Origin of the sequence: Methylobacterium sp. Leaf99 (genome assembly GCF_001422375.1) — a bacterium.
GTDB lineage: Bacteria > Pseudomonadota > Alphaproteobacteria > Rhizobiales > Beijerinckiaceae > Methylobacterium.
This window is the reverse complement of record NZ_LMMU01000001.1, coordinates 2,006,771-2,025,630: the sequence shown is the minus strand read 5'-3', so window position 1 is coordinate 2,025,630 and position 18,860 is coordinate 2,006,771. Positions and strand designations below refer to the sequence as shown.

Genomic DNA, 18,860 nt, shown 5'->3' with positions numbered 1-18,860 from the left:
AATTGAGGCGCCTGTCATCGCGGAAACGCGATGCTCCATCGGACCATCGGTCAGCATAAGCCCAGGGCGGGAGCTTGCAATGCGGCGCCGTGAAGCCGCCTACAGCACCTGCGCGCTGGCCTTCACGCGGGCCTCGGCCGCGACGATGGCTTCCGGCGTGCCGACGTGGAGCCACTGCCCGTCGAGGCGCAGGCCGTGGAGGCGGCCGGCGGCGATGGCGCGGTCGAACAGGAGGTTGAGGGAGAACGCACCCTCGGGCGTGTCCGCGAACAGCCCGGGCTTCAGGATGGCGACGCCCGCATAGATGAACGGCGCGACCTCGCGCTCGCCGCGCCGCTCCAGGCGCCCGTCGGACGCCATCACGAAATCGCCCGCGCCCTCGTAGCCGAGGCTGGTGGCGGTGGGGGCGACGAGGAGCAGGATGTCCATGGTCCCGGGCGACCAAGCGGCGACGAGGCGGCCGAGGTTCGAGTCCGGCCCCTCGAGCCAGAACGAATCCGCGTTGAAGACCACGAACGGATCGTCGCCGAGGAGCGGCAGGGCCTTCTTCACGCCGCCGCCGGTCTCCAGCAGTCGGTCGCGCTCGTCGGAGATCACGATCTCGGGGGCGGTCCGGCGCTTGCCGACATGCCCCTCGATGAGGTCGGCGAGGTAGTGGACGTTGACCACGGCCTCCGTGATCCCGCCCTCCGCAGCCCGGTCGAGGGCGTGGTCGAGGAGGGCGCGGCCGGCCACCTCGACGAGGGGTTTCGGCACCGTCGCGGTGATGGGGCGCATGCGCTTGCCGAGGCCGGCGGCGAGGACGAAGGCGCGGGTGATGGGGGGCGTGTCGGACATTCCGGCGGGGTCTCGCATCGCGCTTCCGGGCGCAGGTGGGATGAACGCGGGCGAGCCGGCCCGGTCGAATTCAAGCAGGCAGTCGCACGGTGCCGTCGGCCCGCGGGATCAAGTCCGGGTTCCAGGCCACCTCCCACAGGGTCCCGTCGGGATCGGCGAAGTAGCCCGAATAGCCGCCCCAGAACGCGTCCCGGGCGGGTTTCACCAGGGTGGCGCCGGCGCGCACGGCCTCCGCCAGCACCGCATCGGTCTCCGCCCGGCTCGCGGTGTTGTGGGCCAGGGCGAAGCCGCGAAAGCCGCTGCCTTCGACCGCGACGCCGGCATCCTCGGCCAGGGCCGTATGGGGATAGAGCGACAGGACGAGTCCGCCGAGCTGAAAGAAGGCCACGCCCTCGGAGGCGTAGGCCGAGCGGGTCCAGCCGAGGGCCTCGTAGAAGCGCGACGCCCGGGCGAGGTCGGCGACGCCGAGGGTCACGAGGGTCAGGCGCGGGTCCATCTCAGGCGTCCTCGGGCGCGGCGTCCGGTGCGGCCTTCGGCACGAGGTCGGGCAGGTGCTCGGCGTGCCACAGGCGCAGGCGGGTCAGGGCCGGGTGGGCGAGGTTGCGGGTGAGGTAGCCCTCGATGCGCGGCAGGTGGGCGAGGTAGCCGGGCTTGCCGTCGCGCCGGTCGAGGCGGGCGAAGATGCCGAGGATCTTGGTGGCGCGCTGCGCCGCCAGCACCGCGTAGGCGCGGGCGAAGCCCTGCATGTCGAAATCGGGCTCGCGGTTGCGGCGCTCGCGGACGTAGAGCCCGAGCAGGCGCAGCTCGAACTCGGCGGTCGCATCGACCCGCGCGTCCTGCAGCAGGGAGGCGAGGTCGTAGGCCGGGTGCCCGAGCACGGCATCCTGGAAGTCGATGAGGCCGATGCGCTCCAGGCCTTCGCGCTGGGGCAGCCAGATCAGGTTCGGCGAGTGATAGTCCCGCAGGGTCCAGGTCGGGCGCTCGGGAATGAGCCCCCCTAGAACCTCCGCCCAGAGGGCGACGAACTCCGAGCGGGCCGGGCTTGGCAGATCCGCCCCCCGGATCGCCGGGCAGTACCAGTCGGGCAGCAGCTCGGTCTCGAACACCAGGGCTTCGAGGTCGTAGGGCGGCAGGACGTGGTCGATCCCGTCGGCCACGGGCAGCACGCCGGGCAGTTCCGTGGCGTGGAGCTTGGCGAGCAGGCGCACGGCCTCGGCGTAGCGCTCGGGACGCGGGCCGCTGGCATCCACCACCGGCTCCGAGCCGAGGTCCTCGATGATGAGGAGGCCCTCGTTGAGGTCCTCGCCGTAGATGCGCGGGGCCGAGAAGCCCAGCGCCCGCAGGCCGCGATCGACGCCGACGAAGGCGTGGACGCTCTCGGCGAGCTTGACGATGGCGCTGTAGGGCTTGCCGTTGCGCACCGGCGGGCCGTCGCTGCGGGGCGGCGACACCATCAGCACGGCGCGGGCGCCGTCCGGCTTTATCAAACGCTCGTAGGCGCGCGAAGAGGCATCGCCCTGCATCGGAATGCGCGCGGCCTCGTCCCAGCCGCTGCGCACGAGGAGGATGCGCAGGGCCCTGGCCCGCTTCAGCCGGGCGTCCATGCCGCCGGACCCGTCGATGCGGGCAAAGCGCGCGCCGTCGCCGAACTCCGCCCGCAGGGAGAGATCGACGGTGAGGATGGGCCCAGCGCGGTCGCCGAGGCGCTCGGGCCATTCCACCAGGGTGATGGCCGCCTCCGTCATCTCGTCGAAGCCGAGCTCGACGAGTTCGTCGGGGCTGCGCAGGCGGTAGAGGTCGGCATGGACGATCTGGCGTCCGCCCGGCGCCTCGTAGGGCTGGATCAGGGTGAAGGTCGGGCTCGGCACGTCGAGGTCGGGCGTGGCGGTTAGTTCGCGGATCAGCGCGCGGGCGAGGGTCGTCTTGCCGCCGCCGAGGCCGCCCGACAGGGCGACGAGATCGCCCGGCTGAAGGAGCTCGGCCAGGAAGCGGCCGAGATCCTCGGTGGCGCCCTCGTCGGGGAGCATGATCTCCCAGGCCGCCCGCACGTCACGCTGGGGCGAATCCGCACCGTCCTCGTTCAACGCCCAACTCCTACCGTGGCCGCGAGCCGTCGCGGGGCCGCACGATACCCGTCATCATAGACGCGCATCCTTAACCAAAACCCCGGAACGGCCGAAGGCTCCCGAATCGGCGACGCTTCCTACTCGGCGGCGGCCCGGCGGGCCGTGCCGGCGGCGATGGGGAAGGTGCAGGTGACGCGGGTGCCGACCCCCGGGGCGGATTCGAGGGCGACCCGGCCGCCGTGCAGTTCGACGAAGGAGCGCACGATGGACAGGCCGAGGCCGACGCCGCGATGGCGGGTCCCCAGGGTGTTGCTCTCGAACCGGTCGAACACCCGGGCGGCGACCTCCTCGGGCATGCCCTGGCCGTAGTCGATGACCGCGAGGGTAAGGTCCGTGGCGCTGCGCCGGACCTCGACGCGGACCTGCTGGCCCGGTGCGGAGAAGCCCACGGCGTTGGAGAGCAGGTTGAACAGGATCTGGCGCACCCGCTTGCCGTCGGCGACGAAGCTGCCGACATCGTCGGGCACGTCGAGGTCTAGGCCGATGGCCGCCTCGGCGAAGCGATCCTCCAGGCCGCGCACGGCCGCCTCGACGGTGGCGCGGACATCCACGACCTCGCGCGACAGCTCGAGGGAGCCGGCATCGATGGAGGCGAGGTCGAGGATGTCGTTGATCATCACCAGGAGCGCGCCCGACGAGCGCATGATGTGGCCGGAATATTCGCGTTGGCGCTCGTTGAGGGCGCCGACGGTCTCGTCGCCGAGGAGCTGGGTGAAGCCGATGATGTTGGTGAGCGGCGAGCGCAGCTCGTAGGAGACGTGGTTCACGAAGGTGTCGCGCAGCTGCGAGGTCCGCTCCAGGGCGTCGTTTTTGTCGGTGAGCGCGCGCTCGACGTTCACGCTCGCGGTGACGTCGATGAGGGTGAGGAGGGTGGCGCCCTCCGGCAGGGGCTGGGCGGCGCAGTCGAGGACGGTGCCGTCGATCACCTCGAGGCGGCAGGTCAGGCCGGCCCTGCTCTCCAGACCCGTGATGGCGCCGCGGATGTCGAGCCACGGCTCCTCGTCGGGCGCGAGGGCGCGGCAGGCCGCGATCACCGCGTCGACGCGGGGGCGCTCGGACAGGGTGGCGGCGTCGAGGCGCCACAGGGTGGCGAAGGCGCGGTTGGCGAAGGTGAGGCGACCGTCGGCGCCGAACACCGCCACGGGCTCCTTGAGGGTGTCGAGGGTCTCGGCCTGCACCCGCATCAGCGCGTTGTAGCGCGATTCGAGCTTCATGTTCTCCGAGACGTCGTCGAACAGGTAGGTCAGGCCGCCCTGCGGATTGGGGTCGGCGACGACGCGCAGGGACCGCCCGTCGGGCAGGTACCACCACGCCTCGCTGGCCTCGACGGCGCGGTAGGCGGCGAGCACGTCGGCCTTCCACGACTTGAAATCGGCCTGCTCGGGCAGTTTTCGCGAGGCGCGGAGGCGATCGAGGATCTCGCCGTCGAGGGGCCGGCCCTCGAGGAAGGCCTGGTCGAGGCCCCAGAGCTGGCGGTAGGCGGCGTTGTGGAAGATGAGGCGCTGGCGGGCGTCGAACATCGCCACCGCCGTGGGCAGCTGGTCGAGGGTGCGGACGTTGGCGTCCATCTGGCGCTGGAGGTCGGCGCGCACGCTCTCCAGCTCCGAGACGTCGACGGCGATGCCGACGCGGCCGGCCTCCACGGCGCTCTCCGTCACGTCGAGGATGCGCAGGCCGCCGGCCACCACGGCGGAGAGGCGCAGGGCGGGCCGGCCGCCGGTGGGCGTCCGGGTGCCGTCGTCCCGGGCGATGAGGTCGCGGGCCTGGCGGTCGAGGAGCTCGAGGCCGAGCGCCGCCTCGCGGCTGTCGGCTTCCACGGCGGCCACGTAGGCGGTGTTGACCCAGGCGAGCGCCCCGTCGCGGTTGCGCCGCCACAGGGGCTGGGGGATCGCGTCGAGGAGTCCGCCCAGCGCCGCGAGGCCGCGCCGCGCCTCGTCGAGGGTGAGGCGCAAGTCCATGAGTTCACGGCGTTCTTCCGTGGTCTCGCGCAGGCGCAGGAGGGCGCGGCCGGCGAGCGCCTGGCCCTGGACCTCGACGAAGCGGCCGTCCTGGGTGCGCAGGCTGAGGCGGAAGCCCGTGCCGCGGGCGCGCAGGCCGTCCACGGCGGCGGTGAGATCGCGGGCGTCGGAGGGCTGGAGCCAGGCGTCGAACTGGAGGAGGTGGTCGGGATCGTCGGCCGAGAGCCGGCGTCCGTCGAGGGCGAGGCCGGTGTCGCCCTCGATGAGTCCGGAGCCGCGGCCGGTCCAGGTGACGATGACCTGGCGCTCGGAATGCAGCAGCATCTCGGCGCGGTCGTGGGCGCCGCGCAGGCGGGTGAGCTCGCGGGTGAGCTCCGCGTCGCGGTGGCTCCAGCGGGCGCGCTCGCGCATGTGCAGCAGGGCCAGGATGGTGGAGAACACCGTCAGCCCGATGAGAATCGCGAGGCCGACGGCGTTGTGGGTGTGCGGCCCGAGGCCGATGGTCCAGGCGGACGGGTCCGTTCCGGGCGCGGCGGCCCGCGCCGGTCCACCGGCCGCAGCGACGACGACAGCGCCGGCGCACACCACGGCGCGCGCCGTTCGATCGACCCTCATGATCCGGTCCGCCCCCACGAATCCCCGACGCGGCGCCGAACGCGCCGATCCCGCCTCCGGCCCCGCGGGGCCGTCGGCGGATCACTCCACCTGAGGAATCGACCCACAGTAGCGCGAGGCGGATTCGTCCCGGAAGAGGGTTGAGGCGGACTTCTCCGGTTTCCGGCACGCGGGCCGCCGGGGCCGCAGAAAAGTCACAGTGCGGTCAAGCTGGCGGGCCGGCCCGTTCATAAAAAAAGCCCGGCGGGAAGCCGGGCCTTTTCACGAGTCGGTGAGGAGCCGGGGCGCCCCCGGAGGGACGCCCCCGGAGGGGCGCCGGGCTCAGTAGCGGTAGTGGTCGGGCTTGAACGGGCCGGTCTCGGAGACGCCGATATAGGCGGCCTGCTCGGGGCTGAGCTTCGACAGCTTCACGCCGATCTTCTCGAGGTGCAGGAGGGCGACCTTCTCGTCGAGGGCCTTGGGCAGGGTGTAGACCTGCTTCTCGTACTTGCCCGGGTTGGTCCAGAGCTCGATCTGGGCGAGGGTCTGATTCGTGAACGAGGCCGACATCACGAAGGACGGGTGGCCGGTGGCGTTGCCGAGGTTCACCAGGCGCCCCTCCGACAGGAGGATGATGCGGTGGCCGTCGGCGAAGGTGATCTCGTCCACCTGCGGCTTGATGTTGGACCACTTGAGGTTCTTCAGGCCGGCGACCTGGATCTCGTTGTCGAAGTGGCCGATGTTGCACACGATGGCCCGGTCCTTCATCGCCCGCATGTGGTCGAGGGTGATGATGTCCTTGTTGCCCGTGGCGGTCACGAAGATGTCGGCGCGGGGCGCGGCGTCTTCCATGGTGACGACCTCGTAGCCTTCCATGGCGGCCTGGAGGGCGCAGATCGGATCGACCTCCGACACCAGGACGCGGCAGCCGGCGTGGCGCAGCGACGAGGCCGAACCCTTGCCGACATCGCCGAAGCCGGCGACCATGGCGACCTTGCCGGCCATCATCACGTCGGTGCCGCGGCGGATGCCGTCGACGAGGGATTCACGGCAGCCGTAGAGGTTGTCGAACTTCGACTTGGTGACGGCGTCGTTCACGTTGATGGCCGGGAAGAGCAGCTTGCCCTCCTTGGCGAGGTTGTAGAGGCGGTGCACGCCCGTGGTGGTCTCTTCCGAGACGCCCTTGATGGAATCGGCCAGACCCGCGAACCAGCCCTTGGGCTTCTCGGCGAGCTTCTTCTTGAGAAGCGCGAAGAAGATCTCCTCCTCTTCCGATTCCGGCTTGTCGAGGAAGGCGGTGTCGCCGTTCTCGGCGCGGAGCCCCAGGTGGACGAACATGGTGGCGTCGCCGCCGTCGTCCAGAATCATGTTCGGCAGGCCGCCGCCGTGCCAGTCGAACAGCTTCGAGGTGTAGTCCCAGTACTCCTCCAGGGTCTCGCCCTTGATGGCGAAGACCGGGATGCCGGCGGCCGCGATGGCGGCGGCGGCGTGGTCCTGGGTCGAGTAGATGTTGCACGAGACCCAGCGGATGTCGGCGCCGAGGGCCGCCAGGGTCTCGATGAGCACGGCCGTCTGGATCGTCATGTGCAGCGAGCCGGCGATCTTCGCGCCCTTCAGGGGCTGCGACGGACCGTACTCCTCGCGCGTCGCCATGAGGCCGGGCATCTCGGTCTCGGCGATGGAGATTTCCTTGCGGCCGTACTCGGCCAGCGCGATGTCCTTGACGATGTAATCCTGAGCCATGGGGGTTCCGTCTCTCCGCTGCGTGTTGGCCGGGGCTATAGCAGGCGACGGGATGCGAGGCAATCAAGACATAAAGATGTCTTTATGCGAGGGGTTCTAATGGAGTGGGATGGCGCGCGGCGATCACCTGTCTAGTCGCCAGCGCCCTGCCGCCAACCGGGCCCCATTCCGGAGCAGCCATACATTTTCTTGTAGGGCGCCGACGATGGTGGAGCTTGAAACGGTCGCCCTACCCGCTTAGAAACTACAAAGTGGTTAGGACACCCGCTTTGTGAAACTGAGTGGTCATTATGACCGCCTTAGGATTGGTTAAGAACTTGATTCCGGCCGGCCAAGTCCAGACGTTGACGGGGCTAACCGCGAACCAGTTGCGGGAGTGGTCACACCGACGCGACCTGATCCCACCCGACGTCAACAGCGGCGGGCCAGGTCGACCAGCTCTCTACAGCTGGCAAAATGTCTTGCTACTGCGCCTCGCCGTAGTTCTACGCAAGCGCTTCAAAATCGAACTTCAAGCTCACAAGGATCTCCTGCACGCGCTGCGCGACTTATTCGCTGGCACGCCGTTCCCAGCGCTTCGCGGTTGTGTCCTCGCGTTGCGTGCGATGGAGCGTGGCGAGCTTTTGAGCGAGGGTATGGTGCGGATTGGAGAAAGCGATCCCGACACCCTGTTCCTTCGGCTTGATCCGCATCTCGACGTGCTTGAGATCGAATTTGCGCCGCGGGATCAGTCCAGGCAATTGCCTTTGTTTCGTGCAGTGTCGGTCCGATGACGCCGCTCGTCTCGATCGAGCACGAGCTGCTTGGTCTTGGCTACGTGGCCGAGGCAATGCACCGCGACTATAGTTTTGCTGATGTGCTCAATGCTTCGGCCGACACGCGGACCGTGACCCTCGCCGCGTTCACCCAGACACCCGAATCCTTCCGCTCGGCCGCCTTTGGCGTCGTCGAGGGCGAACTCGACAGCGCTGCCGCCGTTATGGCCAACCGAGCGCTGGGCGCTCCAATTTTCTTTTCAATCGATAAAGACGAGGTCGGCGTTTGGGCCGTAGGCGCCCGTCGAGCGCCACGTTTGCTCGAGCGCGTATCTACCAGCGGACTCGCCGCACTGTTCGCGCGCTACCGAGATAGTTGGACTCCACAAGCGCTCCACCGCGCCAAGGCGCTCGGGGTCCCACGGGGGCCCGTCCAAGTAGACTTCATCGACTTGGGGCTGCTTCCCGCGATTGAGCGTGAAGTACAGCATAAGTTACACCGAGTGATGACCGACGTTCTAGCGTTGCTTGTACAATCGGACACAAGCCAGGAACGCGAGAAGGCGGCATTCAGACTGACTTTCCGGCTACTATCTGCCAAAATTCTGATTGATCGTGAGCATCCCGCCGCAACTGGATGGTTATGTGACGATGTCGCCGCCGTACTCAGTGGCATCCAAGGCTATTATGGGCTAGGTCTCTTTGGCACCGACGTTGCCGCAGTCGCACTGGATGACATCACCGCCGCTTGGGCACGGCTGCGTCGATCGATTACACTGCGCAACATCTCGTCCGACAGCCTCGCCTTCGTCTATGAGAACACGCTCGTAACCGCCGACACGCGCAAGCTGTTCGGTACGCATAGTACCCCACGTCCGGTCGCTGAATATGTCCTAGAACGGGTCGACTTATCGCGTTTCGATCCAGAGACGGTGCGCATCGCCGAGCCTTTCGCCGGCGCAGGGATCTTCCTGGTCGCAGCGCTGCGCGAGTTGCGCGAACAACTGCCTCCCGAATGGTCGGCGGACAAACGTCACCAATATCTGGTTGATCGCATGGCTGGCGCCGAGCTCGATGCGTTCGCCAGCGAGGTCGCGACGCTTTCGCTGATCCTCGCCGACTATCCCAATGCCAATGGCTGGCACATCCGCTCAACCGATCTGTTCAAGGCCGGTGTCCTCGCGAAGTTCCTCGAGAGTGCGACTGTGATCCTCTGCAACCCACCGTTCGAGGATTTTACTGCCGAGGAGCGCCTCGCCTATCCTGAAGCGTTCGCGGTCTCGCCGTCCAAAGGGATGGTAGCGCTTCACGCGGCGGTCGACACGGCACCTGAAGCAATCGGCTTCATAATGCCGCGGGGCGTTCTGCAGCAAAAGCAATATAGCCAGCTCCGTACTCGGATCGCTGCTATTTATGGGCGGGTTGAGCTTGTCTCACTCCCCGACCGCATTTTCGAGAAGGCAACCTATCCTTGCGCGCTGGTCATTGCGACTGACCGCCGGCCGGCTGACGTGGAAAAGCCCATTCGCTTAACCGTGCGCACAGTCGAGGACGCCGGCCGGGAACGGTTCTTAGCTGAAGGTACGGTAACGTCCGAACGGCATATGGTTCGGCCTGTACCAAGTGGCGACCTCTGGATTGGAGCACTGGATGCGGTTTGGTCTTATCTGGAGAAAGCGCCACGATTAGGTGACCACGCCAACATCCATCGTGGGCTGCAGTGGCGATCCCAGCGTAGCGGTGTCCTTGGCGAGCCGGGCCCCCTACGCGAGCGCGGATTCTACAAACCCTCTGATAGTCTATCGCCGTTCCAGCTGACGAATCCAGTGTGGCTTAGCACTGACCCGACGCTGAGCCATCGCCTAGGTCCGTTGGCCCGCCCATGGGATCAACCCAAGGTGCTCATCAACAACCAACGCTCATCGCGTGGCCCCTGGCGCCTAGCCGCCGCCGCCGACTATGCCGGGCTATGGGCTTCGCAGCAGTTCACTGGCATCTGGCCGACTAACAGCTACGACGCGACCATTCTTGCGGCGATTCTCAATGGCCCGCTCGCCAACGCTTATGTCACTGAGCATTCGACCGACCACGATTTCACCAATGCCATGCTCGTCAGCCTGCCGCTGCCTATCAAGCTTGATAACGCCAAGCTACGCGAGGCAGTCGGTGACTATCAGGCGTTGCTCGAAGAACGAGCGCGGTCGATCCTCCAACCAGACGACTGGGACGACCGCCTGAACAAACTACTGGTTTGGATCGACGCCATCGTGCTCAATGGCTACGGCCTGCCGCCGCGGCTCGAGCATCAATTGCTTGCCTATTTCGACGGACGCGCGCGTCCCGTTACGCATCGGTTCGGTGGCTGGCTTCCGGCTAAGCTCAAGGGATACGCGCCACTATTCGAATGGCTGACCAAGGACCATGGCGCCAACCGTGCGGCTTGGGTGCTCGACGTGTTTAAGCCAGCGCCGCCGGAGGAGAATGACGCACTCGCCAGGTTCGTTGGCTGATGGAGCAAATCCTGCTCGACACTAATTTCGTGTCGGTCCTTTTCGATCCCCGCCGCCCCAATTTCGCCGCCGTCGAGGCCCGTGCCCAAGCCTTCGATCCTGCCGATCTGGTCTATCTCTCGGTTGTTGTGCTTGCCGAGCTGCACTACGGAATGGAGGCTGCTACTCGCGTTGGGCAGGACATCTCGCACATTCGCCGAACTCTGACTCAAGCAGCTACCTATCCTCTCGCCGAGGTTGGTCGCCACACCGCGGAGGCCTACGGCGACGTTAAGGCGCGCCTAGCCGACCATTACCTCGATATGTCGCGCCGAGCGCCGCGCTGGCTTGAGGACTGGCAGGACCGTGCATCGAGCAAAACACTGCAAGTTGATGAGAACGACTTATGGATCGTTGCCCAGGCGGTCGAACGAGACTATCTTTTAGTAACTTGCGATCAGCGGCTGGCCGATCGCTTCGTCCCTGCGATCCCCGAACTTCGCTTGTCGGTGATCTGAGCAAGCCCGTTAATGCCAGGAGCCTGTTTCCAACAGCTGGAAATACTTATTCTGGAATGACAGCTATCATGATTTCTCTTCCGAATGCGGACGGAAACCTAACGGTCAGCTTTAACTGCTCGGACGATCAGTCAGCCTGACGCTTAGTGGACCTATAACGGGTCCGCTAAGGGGCAAATGCATCCCCCGAGGAGCGCCCCCCCTTATCGGACGCCCTCCGCGAAAAACCTTCTGCCGAACGCCATCGCCCCGCCGCCCCACCCCTAATACCCCAACGCGCACCCATCCTTGCGCGGATCGGACCCGGCGGCGCGGATTCCCGTGGCGGGATCGATCCAGATGATCTGGCCGCCGCCGATGGGCAGGGGGGTCGGGATCGTTATGTGGCCGCGGGCCGCGAGGGCGTCGGCGAGGCCCGGGGAGAAACCGCCCTCGAGTTCGACGCCGCCGCCGTAGGCGAAGCTGCGCGGGGCGTCGAGGGCCTCCTGCACGTCGAGGCCGCGGTCGATGAGGCCGGTGAGCAGTTCGACGTGGCCCATGGCCTGGTAGTGCCCGCCCATGACGCCGAACGGGGCCACCACGGCGCCGTCGCGCATGAGCATGCCCGGGATGATGGTGTGCAGCGGGCGTTTTGACGGGCCGATGGTGTTGGGGTGGCCGGGCTCGACCCGGAACGAGAAGCCGCGATTGTGCAGGAGCACGCCGCTCTCCGGCGCGGTGATGCCGCTGCCGAACCCCTGGAAGATCGAGTTGATGAGCGAGATGGCGTTGCCGTCGCGGTCGACGACGCAGAGGTAGACCGTGTCCGTGTGGCGGACCTCCGGCCACAGCACCGGGGCTTGCGCCCGCCCCATGTCGATGGCGCCCCGCGCCGCGGCCCGCCACGCCTCCGACAGCAGGTGCTCCACCGGCACGGCGGCGATTCCGGGATCGGCGAACAGGGCGTCGCGGTGGTGGTAGGCCTGCTTGCACGCCTCGGCGAAGAGGTGGACCCGGTCCGCCTCCGACAGGGCGCCGACATCGTACTGCGACAGCACGTTGAGCATCATCAGGGCGGCGAGGCCCTGGCCGCTCGGGGGGCACTCGTAGACGTCGTAGCCGCGGTAGCGCGTGGTGATGGGGGTGACGTATTCGGGGGCGGCGCCCGCGAAATCCGCCAGGGTGTGGAGGCCGCCCAGCGCCCGCAGGCGCCCGACCATGTCCTCGGCCACGGGCCCCTCGTAGAACCCCGCCGGGCCGTGCTCGGCGATGCGCCGCAGGGTGGCGGCGAGCTTGGGGTGGCGCATGAGGGTGCCGACCTTCGGCGCTTCGCCGTCGACGAGGTAGGCGGCGGCCGAGGCCGGATCGGCCCGGAGCTTGTCGCGGTTGCGGGCCCAGTCGAGGGCGACGCGGGGCTGCACGGCGTAGCCGTCCTCGGCGCAGGCAATCGCCGGCTGCAGCAGGTCGGCCAGGGACCGGGTGCCGTGATCGGCGAGCAGCCTCGCCCAGGCCGCCACGGCGCCCGGCACCGTGACGGCGTGGGGCGAGGTCGGCTCGATGGACAGCCCGCGTTCGAGGTACCAGGCATCGTGGGCGGCGGCCGGGCTGCGGCCGGAGCCGTTGAGGGCGACGGGCGCGCTTGCACCCTTCGGCGTGTACAGCACGAAGCAGTCGCCGCCGAGGCCGGTCATGGCCGGCTCGACCACGCCCTGCACGGCCACGGCCGCGATGGCGGCGTCGACGGCGTTGCCCCCGGCCCGCAGGGTCTCCATGGCCACCAGGGACGCGAGGGGGTGGGAGGTCGCCACCGCCCCGTTGGCGGCGTGGACGGGCGAGCGCCCCGGCTTCGCGAAATCTCTCACGGCATCGGTCCTTGTTCGGGGGCTTGGTGGTGGGAGATCTGGTCCCGCTCGTGCTTGGGCGTGTCGTGGTCCGGCGGGACAGGGGAGGACGGAAACAGGATGGGTGGAAAGGCCATGGCGGGCAACACGACCCAGCAGGGCGGTCAGGACCGGGTCGGGGCGATCTGCCGGGCCCTGCGGCGGGCCATCGTCGAGCGGGCCGTGGCCCCCGGCGACCGCCTGCCCGAGGATGCCCTCGGCGAGCGCTTCGGCGTCAGCCGCACCATCGCGCGCCAGGCCCTGGGCCAGCTCGCCGGCGAGGGCCTGGTGGAGCTGCGCCGCAACCGCATCGCCGTGGTGGCGACGCCGGGCTGGGAGGAGGCGCGCGACACCTTCGACATCCGCATCGGCCTCGAACGCCTCGTCGTCGCCCGCCTCGCCGGCCGCCTCGATCCCGACCAGGAGGCCGCCCTGCACGCCCATGTCGACCGCGAGGAGGCGGCCCGGCGCGGCACCGAGCCGGGCTCCATCCGCCTCGCCACGGAGTTCCACCTGCTGCTGGCGCAGATGACCGGCAGCCCCGTGCTGGAGCGCTACGTCGGCGAACTCGGCTACCGCTGCGCCCTCATCCTGTCCCTCTACAGCCGGCCCCACTCGGCCGAATGCGCCGTGGCCGAGCACCGCGCCCTCATCGCGGCCCTCGTGGCGGGCGATGCGGCGCGGGCCACCGCCCTCATGGACCACCACCTCGACGCCGTGGCCGAGCGGGCGCACATCGTCGCCGCCCCGCCCCGCGACGGCGACCTCCTGCGCCGGCTGGCGCCCTACGCCGCGGTCTGATCAGGCGGTGATCCCGCGCGCCGTCAGGAGGCGCTCGGCGCTGTCGTTCCACACCTCCATGGTGACGATCAGGCCGTCGCGCACGGTGAAGCGGTCGACGTAGCGGTTGCCCTCGAACGGCGTGCCGTCGGGCCAGGCGCCGTAGAGGGTGCCGAGGCTGTAGACCGTGGTGAATCCGTCCCCCGGCACCACGTCGAGGCGCTCCATCCGCTTCTTCACCCAGGCGTAGCGCCCGGCGTTGAAGGCCGTGACCTCGCGGGGATGCCCGAACCGGCGCCCGCCCGTGAACACGATGGCGATGCCGGGCGCCATGTAGGTCGCCGCCCGCTCGGGGTCCGGCACCATGGAGGCTTCGAGATAGGCGGTGACGCGGGCGGCGTCCCGCGCCGTCCTGTCCGCTCCCTGCCTGTCCGGGTCGTTCGGTCCTGCCGTCATCCCTCGATCTCCTGCGCGTTCCGCCCCTTCTCGCCGCACGCCGCCGGAAGTGCATGCAAAAAGTGTATGCACTTTGGCGAAGTTCGCGGCACGGCCCCCGGAGGGCCGGAGCTTTCTTCAACGATACCAACGATTTGATCCATGGCACAGGCGTTGCAAACACTCCAAAAATTCCGCCGGAGACCTGCCCCATGCCCATCCGCCCCCGTCCGTCCCCGACCCGCCGCGCGGCCCTCGGCGTGGCCCTGCTGCTCGGCGTCTCCACCGCGGCGTTCGCCGAGGACCCCATCCGCATCGGCCTCGTCACGGCGCTCAGCGGCCAGTCGGCCAAATCCGGCGAGGCGATCTCGCGGGGCATCGGGCTTGCCATCGACGAGATCAACGCCGCCGGCGGCGTCCTTGGCCGGCCCCTCGAACTCGTGGCGCGGGACGACGAGGCCAACCCGTCGAAGGGCGTGCTCGCCGCCCGCGAACTGATCCAGCGCGTCGGCGTCGTCGCCCTGGTGGGGGGCCTCGACACCCCCGTCTCCATGGCTGTGGTGCCCATCGCCAATCAGATGAAGGTGCCGTTCCTCGGCCCCTGGGCCGCCGGCACCGGCATCACCCGCAACGGGGCGGCGGACAATTACGCCTTCCGGGTCTCGGCCGTGGACGCCCTCGTGGACGAGGCCCTGGTCGCCTACGCGGTCAGGACCCACGGCGCCAGGAAGCCCGGCCTGATCCTCGTCAACAACGCCTGGGGCGAGTCGAACCGGGAGGGCCTCGTCGCCGCCCTCAAGGCGGCGGATCTGCCGAGCGCGGGCATCGAGAAGTACGAGGCCGCCGACGTCGACATGGTGCCCCAGCTCACCCGCCTGAAGGAGGCCGGGGCCGACACCCTGTTCCTCGTCGGCAATGTCGGGCCCTCGGCCCAGGTGGTGAAGTCCCTCGACCGCATGGGCTGGACCGTGCCGGTGGTGTCGCATTGGGGCCCGGCGGGCGGGCGCTTCGACGAACTCGCCGGCCCCAACGCCGGCAAGGTCCACTTCATCCAGACCTTCACCTTCGCGGGCAACACCGCGCCGAAGGCCCTCGCCGTCCTCGACGCCCTCAAGAAGAAATACCCCGCCATCAAATCCATGGCCGACGTGACCCCGGCGGTCGGCATCGCCAACGCCTACGACGCGACCCACCTGCTCGCCCTGGCGATCAAGGCCGCCGGCTCCACCAAGGGGCCGGAGGTCCGCGACGGCTTCTACAAGGTCGCCACCTATCCGGGCCTGATCAAGACCTACGACGCGCCCTTCGCGCCGGGCCGGCACGACGCCCTCGGGCCGAAGGACTACGTCTTCACCCGCTTCCAGAACGGCGAGATCGTCGCCGTGGCGAACTGACGTTTCCGGGATGCTCACCGCAACCCTCGTCACCGGCCTCGGCCTCGGCGCCATGTACGGGCTGATCGCGCTCGGCTTCCACATCACCTACGCGGTGTCGGGCACGGTCAACTTCGCCCAAGGCTCGGCCGTGACCCTGGGCGCCGTCCTGGGCTACTGGCTCGGCGTCACCCTCGGCTGGCCGATGTGGCTCGCCGTGCTCCTGGCGCTGGCCGGCTGCGCCCTCCTCGGCGTGGTGGTGGAGCGCCTGCTGGTCCGGCCCTTCGTCGAGCGCGGCTCGGACGCCTGGCTCCTCGCCACCGTGGCGGGCGGCATCATCCTCGACAACACCCTGCTGTTCACCTTCGGCAAGGAACCGCGCAGCCTGCCCTCCCCCCTGGCGGTGGCGCCCGTGCAGGTCTTCGGGGCCGGGATCTACCCGCTCCAGCTCGTGATCCCGGTGATCGGCGTCGCCGTGGCCGTCGTCATCCGCACGGTGTTCCGCCGGACCGACCTCGGCCGGGTGCTCCTGGCCGTGGCCCAGAACGCCGACGCGGCCCGCCTCATGGGCATCGACGTGCGCCGCACCGTGGCCTGCGCCTTCGCCCTGTCGGCGGTGCTGGCCGGGGTGGCGGGGCTGCTCATCGCGCCCCTGTTCTCCGTCTCGGCCGAGATGGGCGCCCTGTTCGGGATCAAGGCCTTCGCCGTGGCGATCCTCGGCGGCATCGGCTCGGCCACGGGGGTCGTGGTGGCGGGCCTGCTCTACGGGCTGCTGGAGGCCACCGTCACGGCGACGCTGGGCTCCGCCTACACCCAGCTCGTGGTGTTCTCGGTGATCATTTTCGCCCTGGCGCTCCGGCCGGACGGCCTGTTCGGCCGCCGCGCCGTCAACAAGGTCTGACGCCATGCGCCACCTGAACGGACCCTGGGCGATGCCGCTCGCCATCCTGACCCTGACGGCCGCGGGCCTCGGCCTCGTCGCCGGCTCCACCGGCTACAGCCACTTCGTCATCGCCCTCGTGGCCCTGACCACGCTGGCGGGGGTCGGCCTCAACGTGCTCCTGGGTCTCACCGGCCTGATCTCCTTCGGCCATGCCGGCTTCTACGCCATCGGCGCCTATGCGAGCGCGGTGCTGACGGGGGCCGGGGTGAGCTTCTGGCTGGCGCTCCCGGCGGCGACGGCGCTCTCGGGGCTCGTCGGCATCGTCCTGGCGGTTCCGGCCATGCGCGTGAAGGGTCCGTACCTCGCCATGGTCACCATCGCATTCGGCTTCATCGTCGAGCACGCGCTCATCGAGGGCGGCGCCCTCACGGGCGGCCAGAACGGCCTCGTCGTCACCGGCGGCCGGACCCTGTTCGGCCTGCCCTTCGCCGAGCGCGAACTCGCGATCCTCGCCGTGCTCATGGCCGGGGCCGCCCTCTTCGGCTTCCACCGCCTGGCGCGGAGCCGCCTCGGCCGGGCCATGCGCGCCGTGCGCGACGCCGACGTCGCCGCCGCCTCCCTCGGCTTCGATCCCGTGCGGGTGAAGACCCTGGCGTTCGCCGTCTCGGCGGCGCTGACGGGCCTCGCCGGGGCGGTGCTGCCGCCCCTGATGCTGTTCATCGCCCCGAGCTCGTTCCCGTTCTCGCAGTCGATCCTGTTCGTCCTCGCCGTGGTGGTCGGCGGCGCCGGCACCGTGCTCGGCCCCCTGTTCGGGGCGCTGGTCACCGTGCTCCTGCCCGAGACCCTGTCGGGCCTGGCCGAGTACCGGCTGCTGTTCTTCGGCCTCGCCACCCTGGTGGTGCTCTGGCTCGTCCCCGCCGGCCTCGTCGGCAGTGTCGCCCGCCTGATCCCGCGTCGCACGGAGACCCGCGCCACGGGGGAGGCCGACTTGGCCGGTTTCCTCGGCGAGCGCGCGGGCGAGTCCCTGACCGTCGAAGGCATCGGCATCCGGTTCGGCGGCATCCAGGCGGCCGAGGGCGTGTCGTTCACCGCGGCGCCCGGCGCCGTCACCAGCGTCATCGGCCCCAACGGCGCCGGCAAGACCACGGTGCTCAACATGGTCTCGGGCTTCTACCGCCCGAGCGCCGGCGCCATCCGCCTCGGCAGCCGCGACCTCACGGGCGCCCCGGCTCAGAGCATCGCCCGGGCCGGCATCGCCCGCACCTACCAGACCACGCGGCTGTTCGGGTCGCTCGGCGTCGTCGACAACGTGGCCCTGGCCTTCGCCCCCGGCCGGCTGTGGCGCCGGGCGGGGCGCGACGACCGGGCGACGGCCGCCGGACTCCTCGCCTTCACCGGCTATACCGGCGCCCTCGACCGGCCGGCCGACGAACTACCCCATGTCGACCGCCGCCTCGTGGAGATCGCCCGGGCGCTCGCCGGCCGGCCCCGGGTGCTCCTCCTCGACGAGCCCGCCGCCGGCCTCACCCGCGCCGACACCGACCGCCTCGGGCATCTCCTGCGCCGGATCGCCGCCTGCGGCGTCGCCGTGATCCTCGTCGAGCACGACATGCCCCTGGTCATGGGCGTCTCCGACCACATCCTCGTCATGGATGCCGGCCGGCCCATCGCGAGCGGCGCCCCGGCCGCCATCCGCCACGACCCGGCGGTGATCCGCGCCTATCTCGGCGCGGCCGACACCCCGGCCCGGCCGCGCGCGGCCCCCTGGCAGGGTCCGGCCGACGCCGTGCTCTCCGCCCACGGCCTCACCGCCGGCTACGGCGCCGCCGCCGTGCTGGAGGGGGTGTCCCTGGAGGTCCGCCCCGGCGAGACCGTGGCGCTGCTCGGCGCCAACGGCGCCGGCAAGTCCACGGCCATGCGGGCGCTCGCCGGCCTCCTGCGCCCGGTGCAGGGCGGGATCGTCCTGGAGGACCGCGCCGTCGCGGGGCTCCCGGCCCACCGCATCGCCCGCCTCGGCCTCGCCCTGGTGCCCGAGGGCCGGCAGGTGTTTCCGGAATTGACCGTCGTCGAGAACATCCGGCTGGGCGCCCACGGCCGGGCCGAGCCCATCGATCCGGCCGAGATCGAGGCGCTGCTCACCCGCTTCCCTCGCCTGCGCGACCGGGCGACGAGCCGGGCCGGCCTGCTCTCGGGCGGCGAGCAGCAGATGCTCGCCATCGCCCGCGGGATGATGGCGCGGCCCCGCATCCTGCTCCTCGACGAACCGTCCCTCGGCCTCGCCCCCGCGATGATCAACGCCCTCTACGCCGTGGTGGCCGAACTGCGCGATGCCGGCACCACCATCCTCATCGTCGACCAGATGGCGGCCCTCGCCCTCACGGTGGCCGACCGCGGCTACGTCCTCGAGCAGGGCCGCGTCGTCACCCGCGGCTCGGCCGCCGAGCTCGCCGCCGACAAGGGCCTGGAGGCGGCCTATCTCGGTGCGGCGTGAGGTTCGGTCTCCGTCGGGG

The 18,860-nt window shown here is 69.6% G+C and carries 14 protein-coding genes; 7 read left to right on the top strand and 7 right to left on the bottom strand.

The window, feature by feature from the left end:
• Nucleotides 1–99: 99 nt before the first annotated feature.
• From ASF28_RS09395 to ahcY, 5 genes are all read right to left on the bottom strand, one after another.
• On the bottom strand, nucleotides 100–837 hold the full coding sequence (locus ASF28_RS09395; protein ID WP_056090612.1) for a nucleotidyltransferase family protein: 738 nt from the start codon (nucleotides 835–837) through the stop codon (nucleotides 100–102).
• Between the two features lie 70 nt (nucleotides 838–907).
• Nucleotides 908–1,333 (bottom strand): VOC family protein, encoded by a 426-nt coding sequence (locus ASF28_RS09390; RefSeq protein ID WP_056090609.1) that lies wholly within the window; start codon nucleotides 1,331–1,333, stop codon nucleotides 908–910.
• A gap of 1 nt (nucleotide 1,334) precedes the next feature.
• Complete coding sequence (gene tsaE, locus ASF28_RS09385; protein WP_056091521.1) at nucleotides 1,335–2,864, bottom strand: tRNA (adenosine(37)-N6)-threonylcarbamoyltransferase complex ATPase subunit type 1 TsaE; 1,530 nt, start codon at nucleotides 2,862–2,864, stop codon at nucleotides 1,335–1,337.
• A 176-nt stretch (nucleotides 2,865–3,040) separates the two neighbouring features.
• The gene (locus tag ASF28_RS09380; RefSeq protein ID WP_056090606.1) at nucleotides 3,041–5,536 is read right to left on the bottom strand and encodes a sensor histidine kinase; all 2,496 of its coding nucleotides are present in this window, start codon (nucleotides 5,534–5,536) and stop codon (nucleotides 3,041–3,043) included.
• Nucleotides 5,537–5,857: 321 nt separating this feature from the next.
• A complete protein-coding gene (ahcY, locus tag ASF28_RS09375; RefSeq protein WP_056090602.1) occupies nucleotides 5,858–7,258 on the bottom strand; it encodes an adenosylhomocysteinase in 1,401 nt (466 codons plus the stop codon).
• A 290-nt stretch (nucleotides 7,259–7,548) separates the two neighbouring features.
• Here ahcY and ASF28_RS21645 point away from each other — a divergent pair, with 290 nt between their 5' ends.
• Genes ASF28_RS21645 through ASF28_RS09360 form a run of 3 tightly spaced genes read left to right on the top strand, consistent with a single transcriptional unit; the run spans nucleotide 7,549 to nucleotide 11,020 of the window.
• Nucleotides 7,549–8,031, top strand: a complete 483-nt coding sequence (locus ASF28_RS21645) for a MerR family transcriptional regulator (RefSeq protein ID WP_082476077.1) — start codon at nucleotides 7,549–7,551, stop codon at nucleotides 8,029–8,031.
• Complete coding sequence (locus tag ASF28_RS09365) at nucleotides 8,028–10,523, top strand: DNA methyltransferase (protein ID WP_056090597.1); 2,496 nt, start codon at nucleotides 8,028–8,030, stop codon at nucleotides 10,521–10,523. The genes ASF28_RS21645 and ASF28_RS09365 overlap by 4 nt, the downstream gene beginning before the upstream one ends.
• Complete coding sequence (locus ASF28_RS09360) at nucleotides 10,523–11,020, top strand: PIN domain-containing protein (protein ID WP_056090594.1); 498 nt, start codon at nucleotides 10,523–10,525, stop codon at nucleotides 11,018–11,020. The genes ASF28_RS09365 and ASF28_RS09360 overlap by 1 nt, the downstream gene beginning before the upstream one ends.
• Before the next feature lie 263 nt (nucleotides 11,021–11,283).
• Here the strand turns inward: ASF28_RS09360 and ASF28_RS09355 are convergent, their stop codons facing one another.
• On the bottom strand, nucleotides 11,284–12,861 hold the full coding sequence (locus ASF28_RS09355) for a gamma-glutamyltransferase family protein (RefSeq protein ID WP_056090591.1): 1,578 nt from the start codon (nucleotides 12,859–12,861) through the stop codon (nucleotides 11,284–11,286).
• Between the two features lie 114 nt (nucleotides 12,862–12,975).
• Between ASF28_RS09355 and ASF28_RS09350 the strand changes: the two genes are divergently transcribed.
• Nucleotides 12,976–13,680, top strand: a complete 705-nt coding sequence (locus tag ASF28_RS09350) for a GntR family transcriptional regulator (RefSeq protein WP_056091518.1) — start codon at nucleotides 12,976–12,978, stop codon at nucleotides 13,678–13,680.
• Here the strand turns inward: ASF28_RS09350 and ASF28_RS09345 are convergent, their stop codons facing one another.
• Entirely contained in the window at nucleotides 13,681–14,115 is a 435-nt protein-coding gene (locus tag ASF28_RS09345; protein WP_056090588.1) for a nuclear transport factor 2 family protein, read from the bottom strand.
• Nucleotides 14,116–14,306: 191 nt separating this feature from the next.
• Here ASF28_RS09345 and ASF28_RS09340 point away from each other — a divergent pair, with 191 nt between their 5' ends.
• Genes ASF28_RS09340 through ASF28_RS09330 form a run of 3 tightly spaced genes read left to right on the top strand, consistent with a single transcriptional unit; the run spans nucleotide 14,307 to nucleotide 18,841 of the window.
• Nucleotides 14,307–15,488 carry an ABC transporter substrate-binding protein gene (locus ASF28_RS09340; RefSeq protein WP_056090585.1) on the top strand — a complete coding sequence of 394 codons (1,182 nt, stop codon included), beginning with the start codon at nucleotides 14,307–14,309 and terminating at the stop codon, nucleotides 15,486–15,488.
• Between the two features lie 10 nt (nucleotides 15,489–15,498).
• A complete protein-coding gene (locus ASF28_RS09335; RefSeq protein WP_056090583.1) occupies nucleotides 15,499–16,368 on the top strand; it encodes a branched-chain amino acid ABC transporter permease in 870 nt (289 codons plus the stop codon).
• A gap of 4 nt (nucleotides 16,369–16,372) precedes the next feature.
• Nucleotides 16,373–18,841, top strand: a complete 2,469-nt coding sequence (locus tag ASF28_RS09330; protein WP_056090581.1) for a branched-chain amino acid ABC transporter ATP-binding protein/permease — start codon at nucleotides 16,373–16,375, stop codon at nucleotides 18,839–18,841.
• The last annotated feature ends 19 nt before the right edge of the window (nucleotides 18,842–18,860 follow it).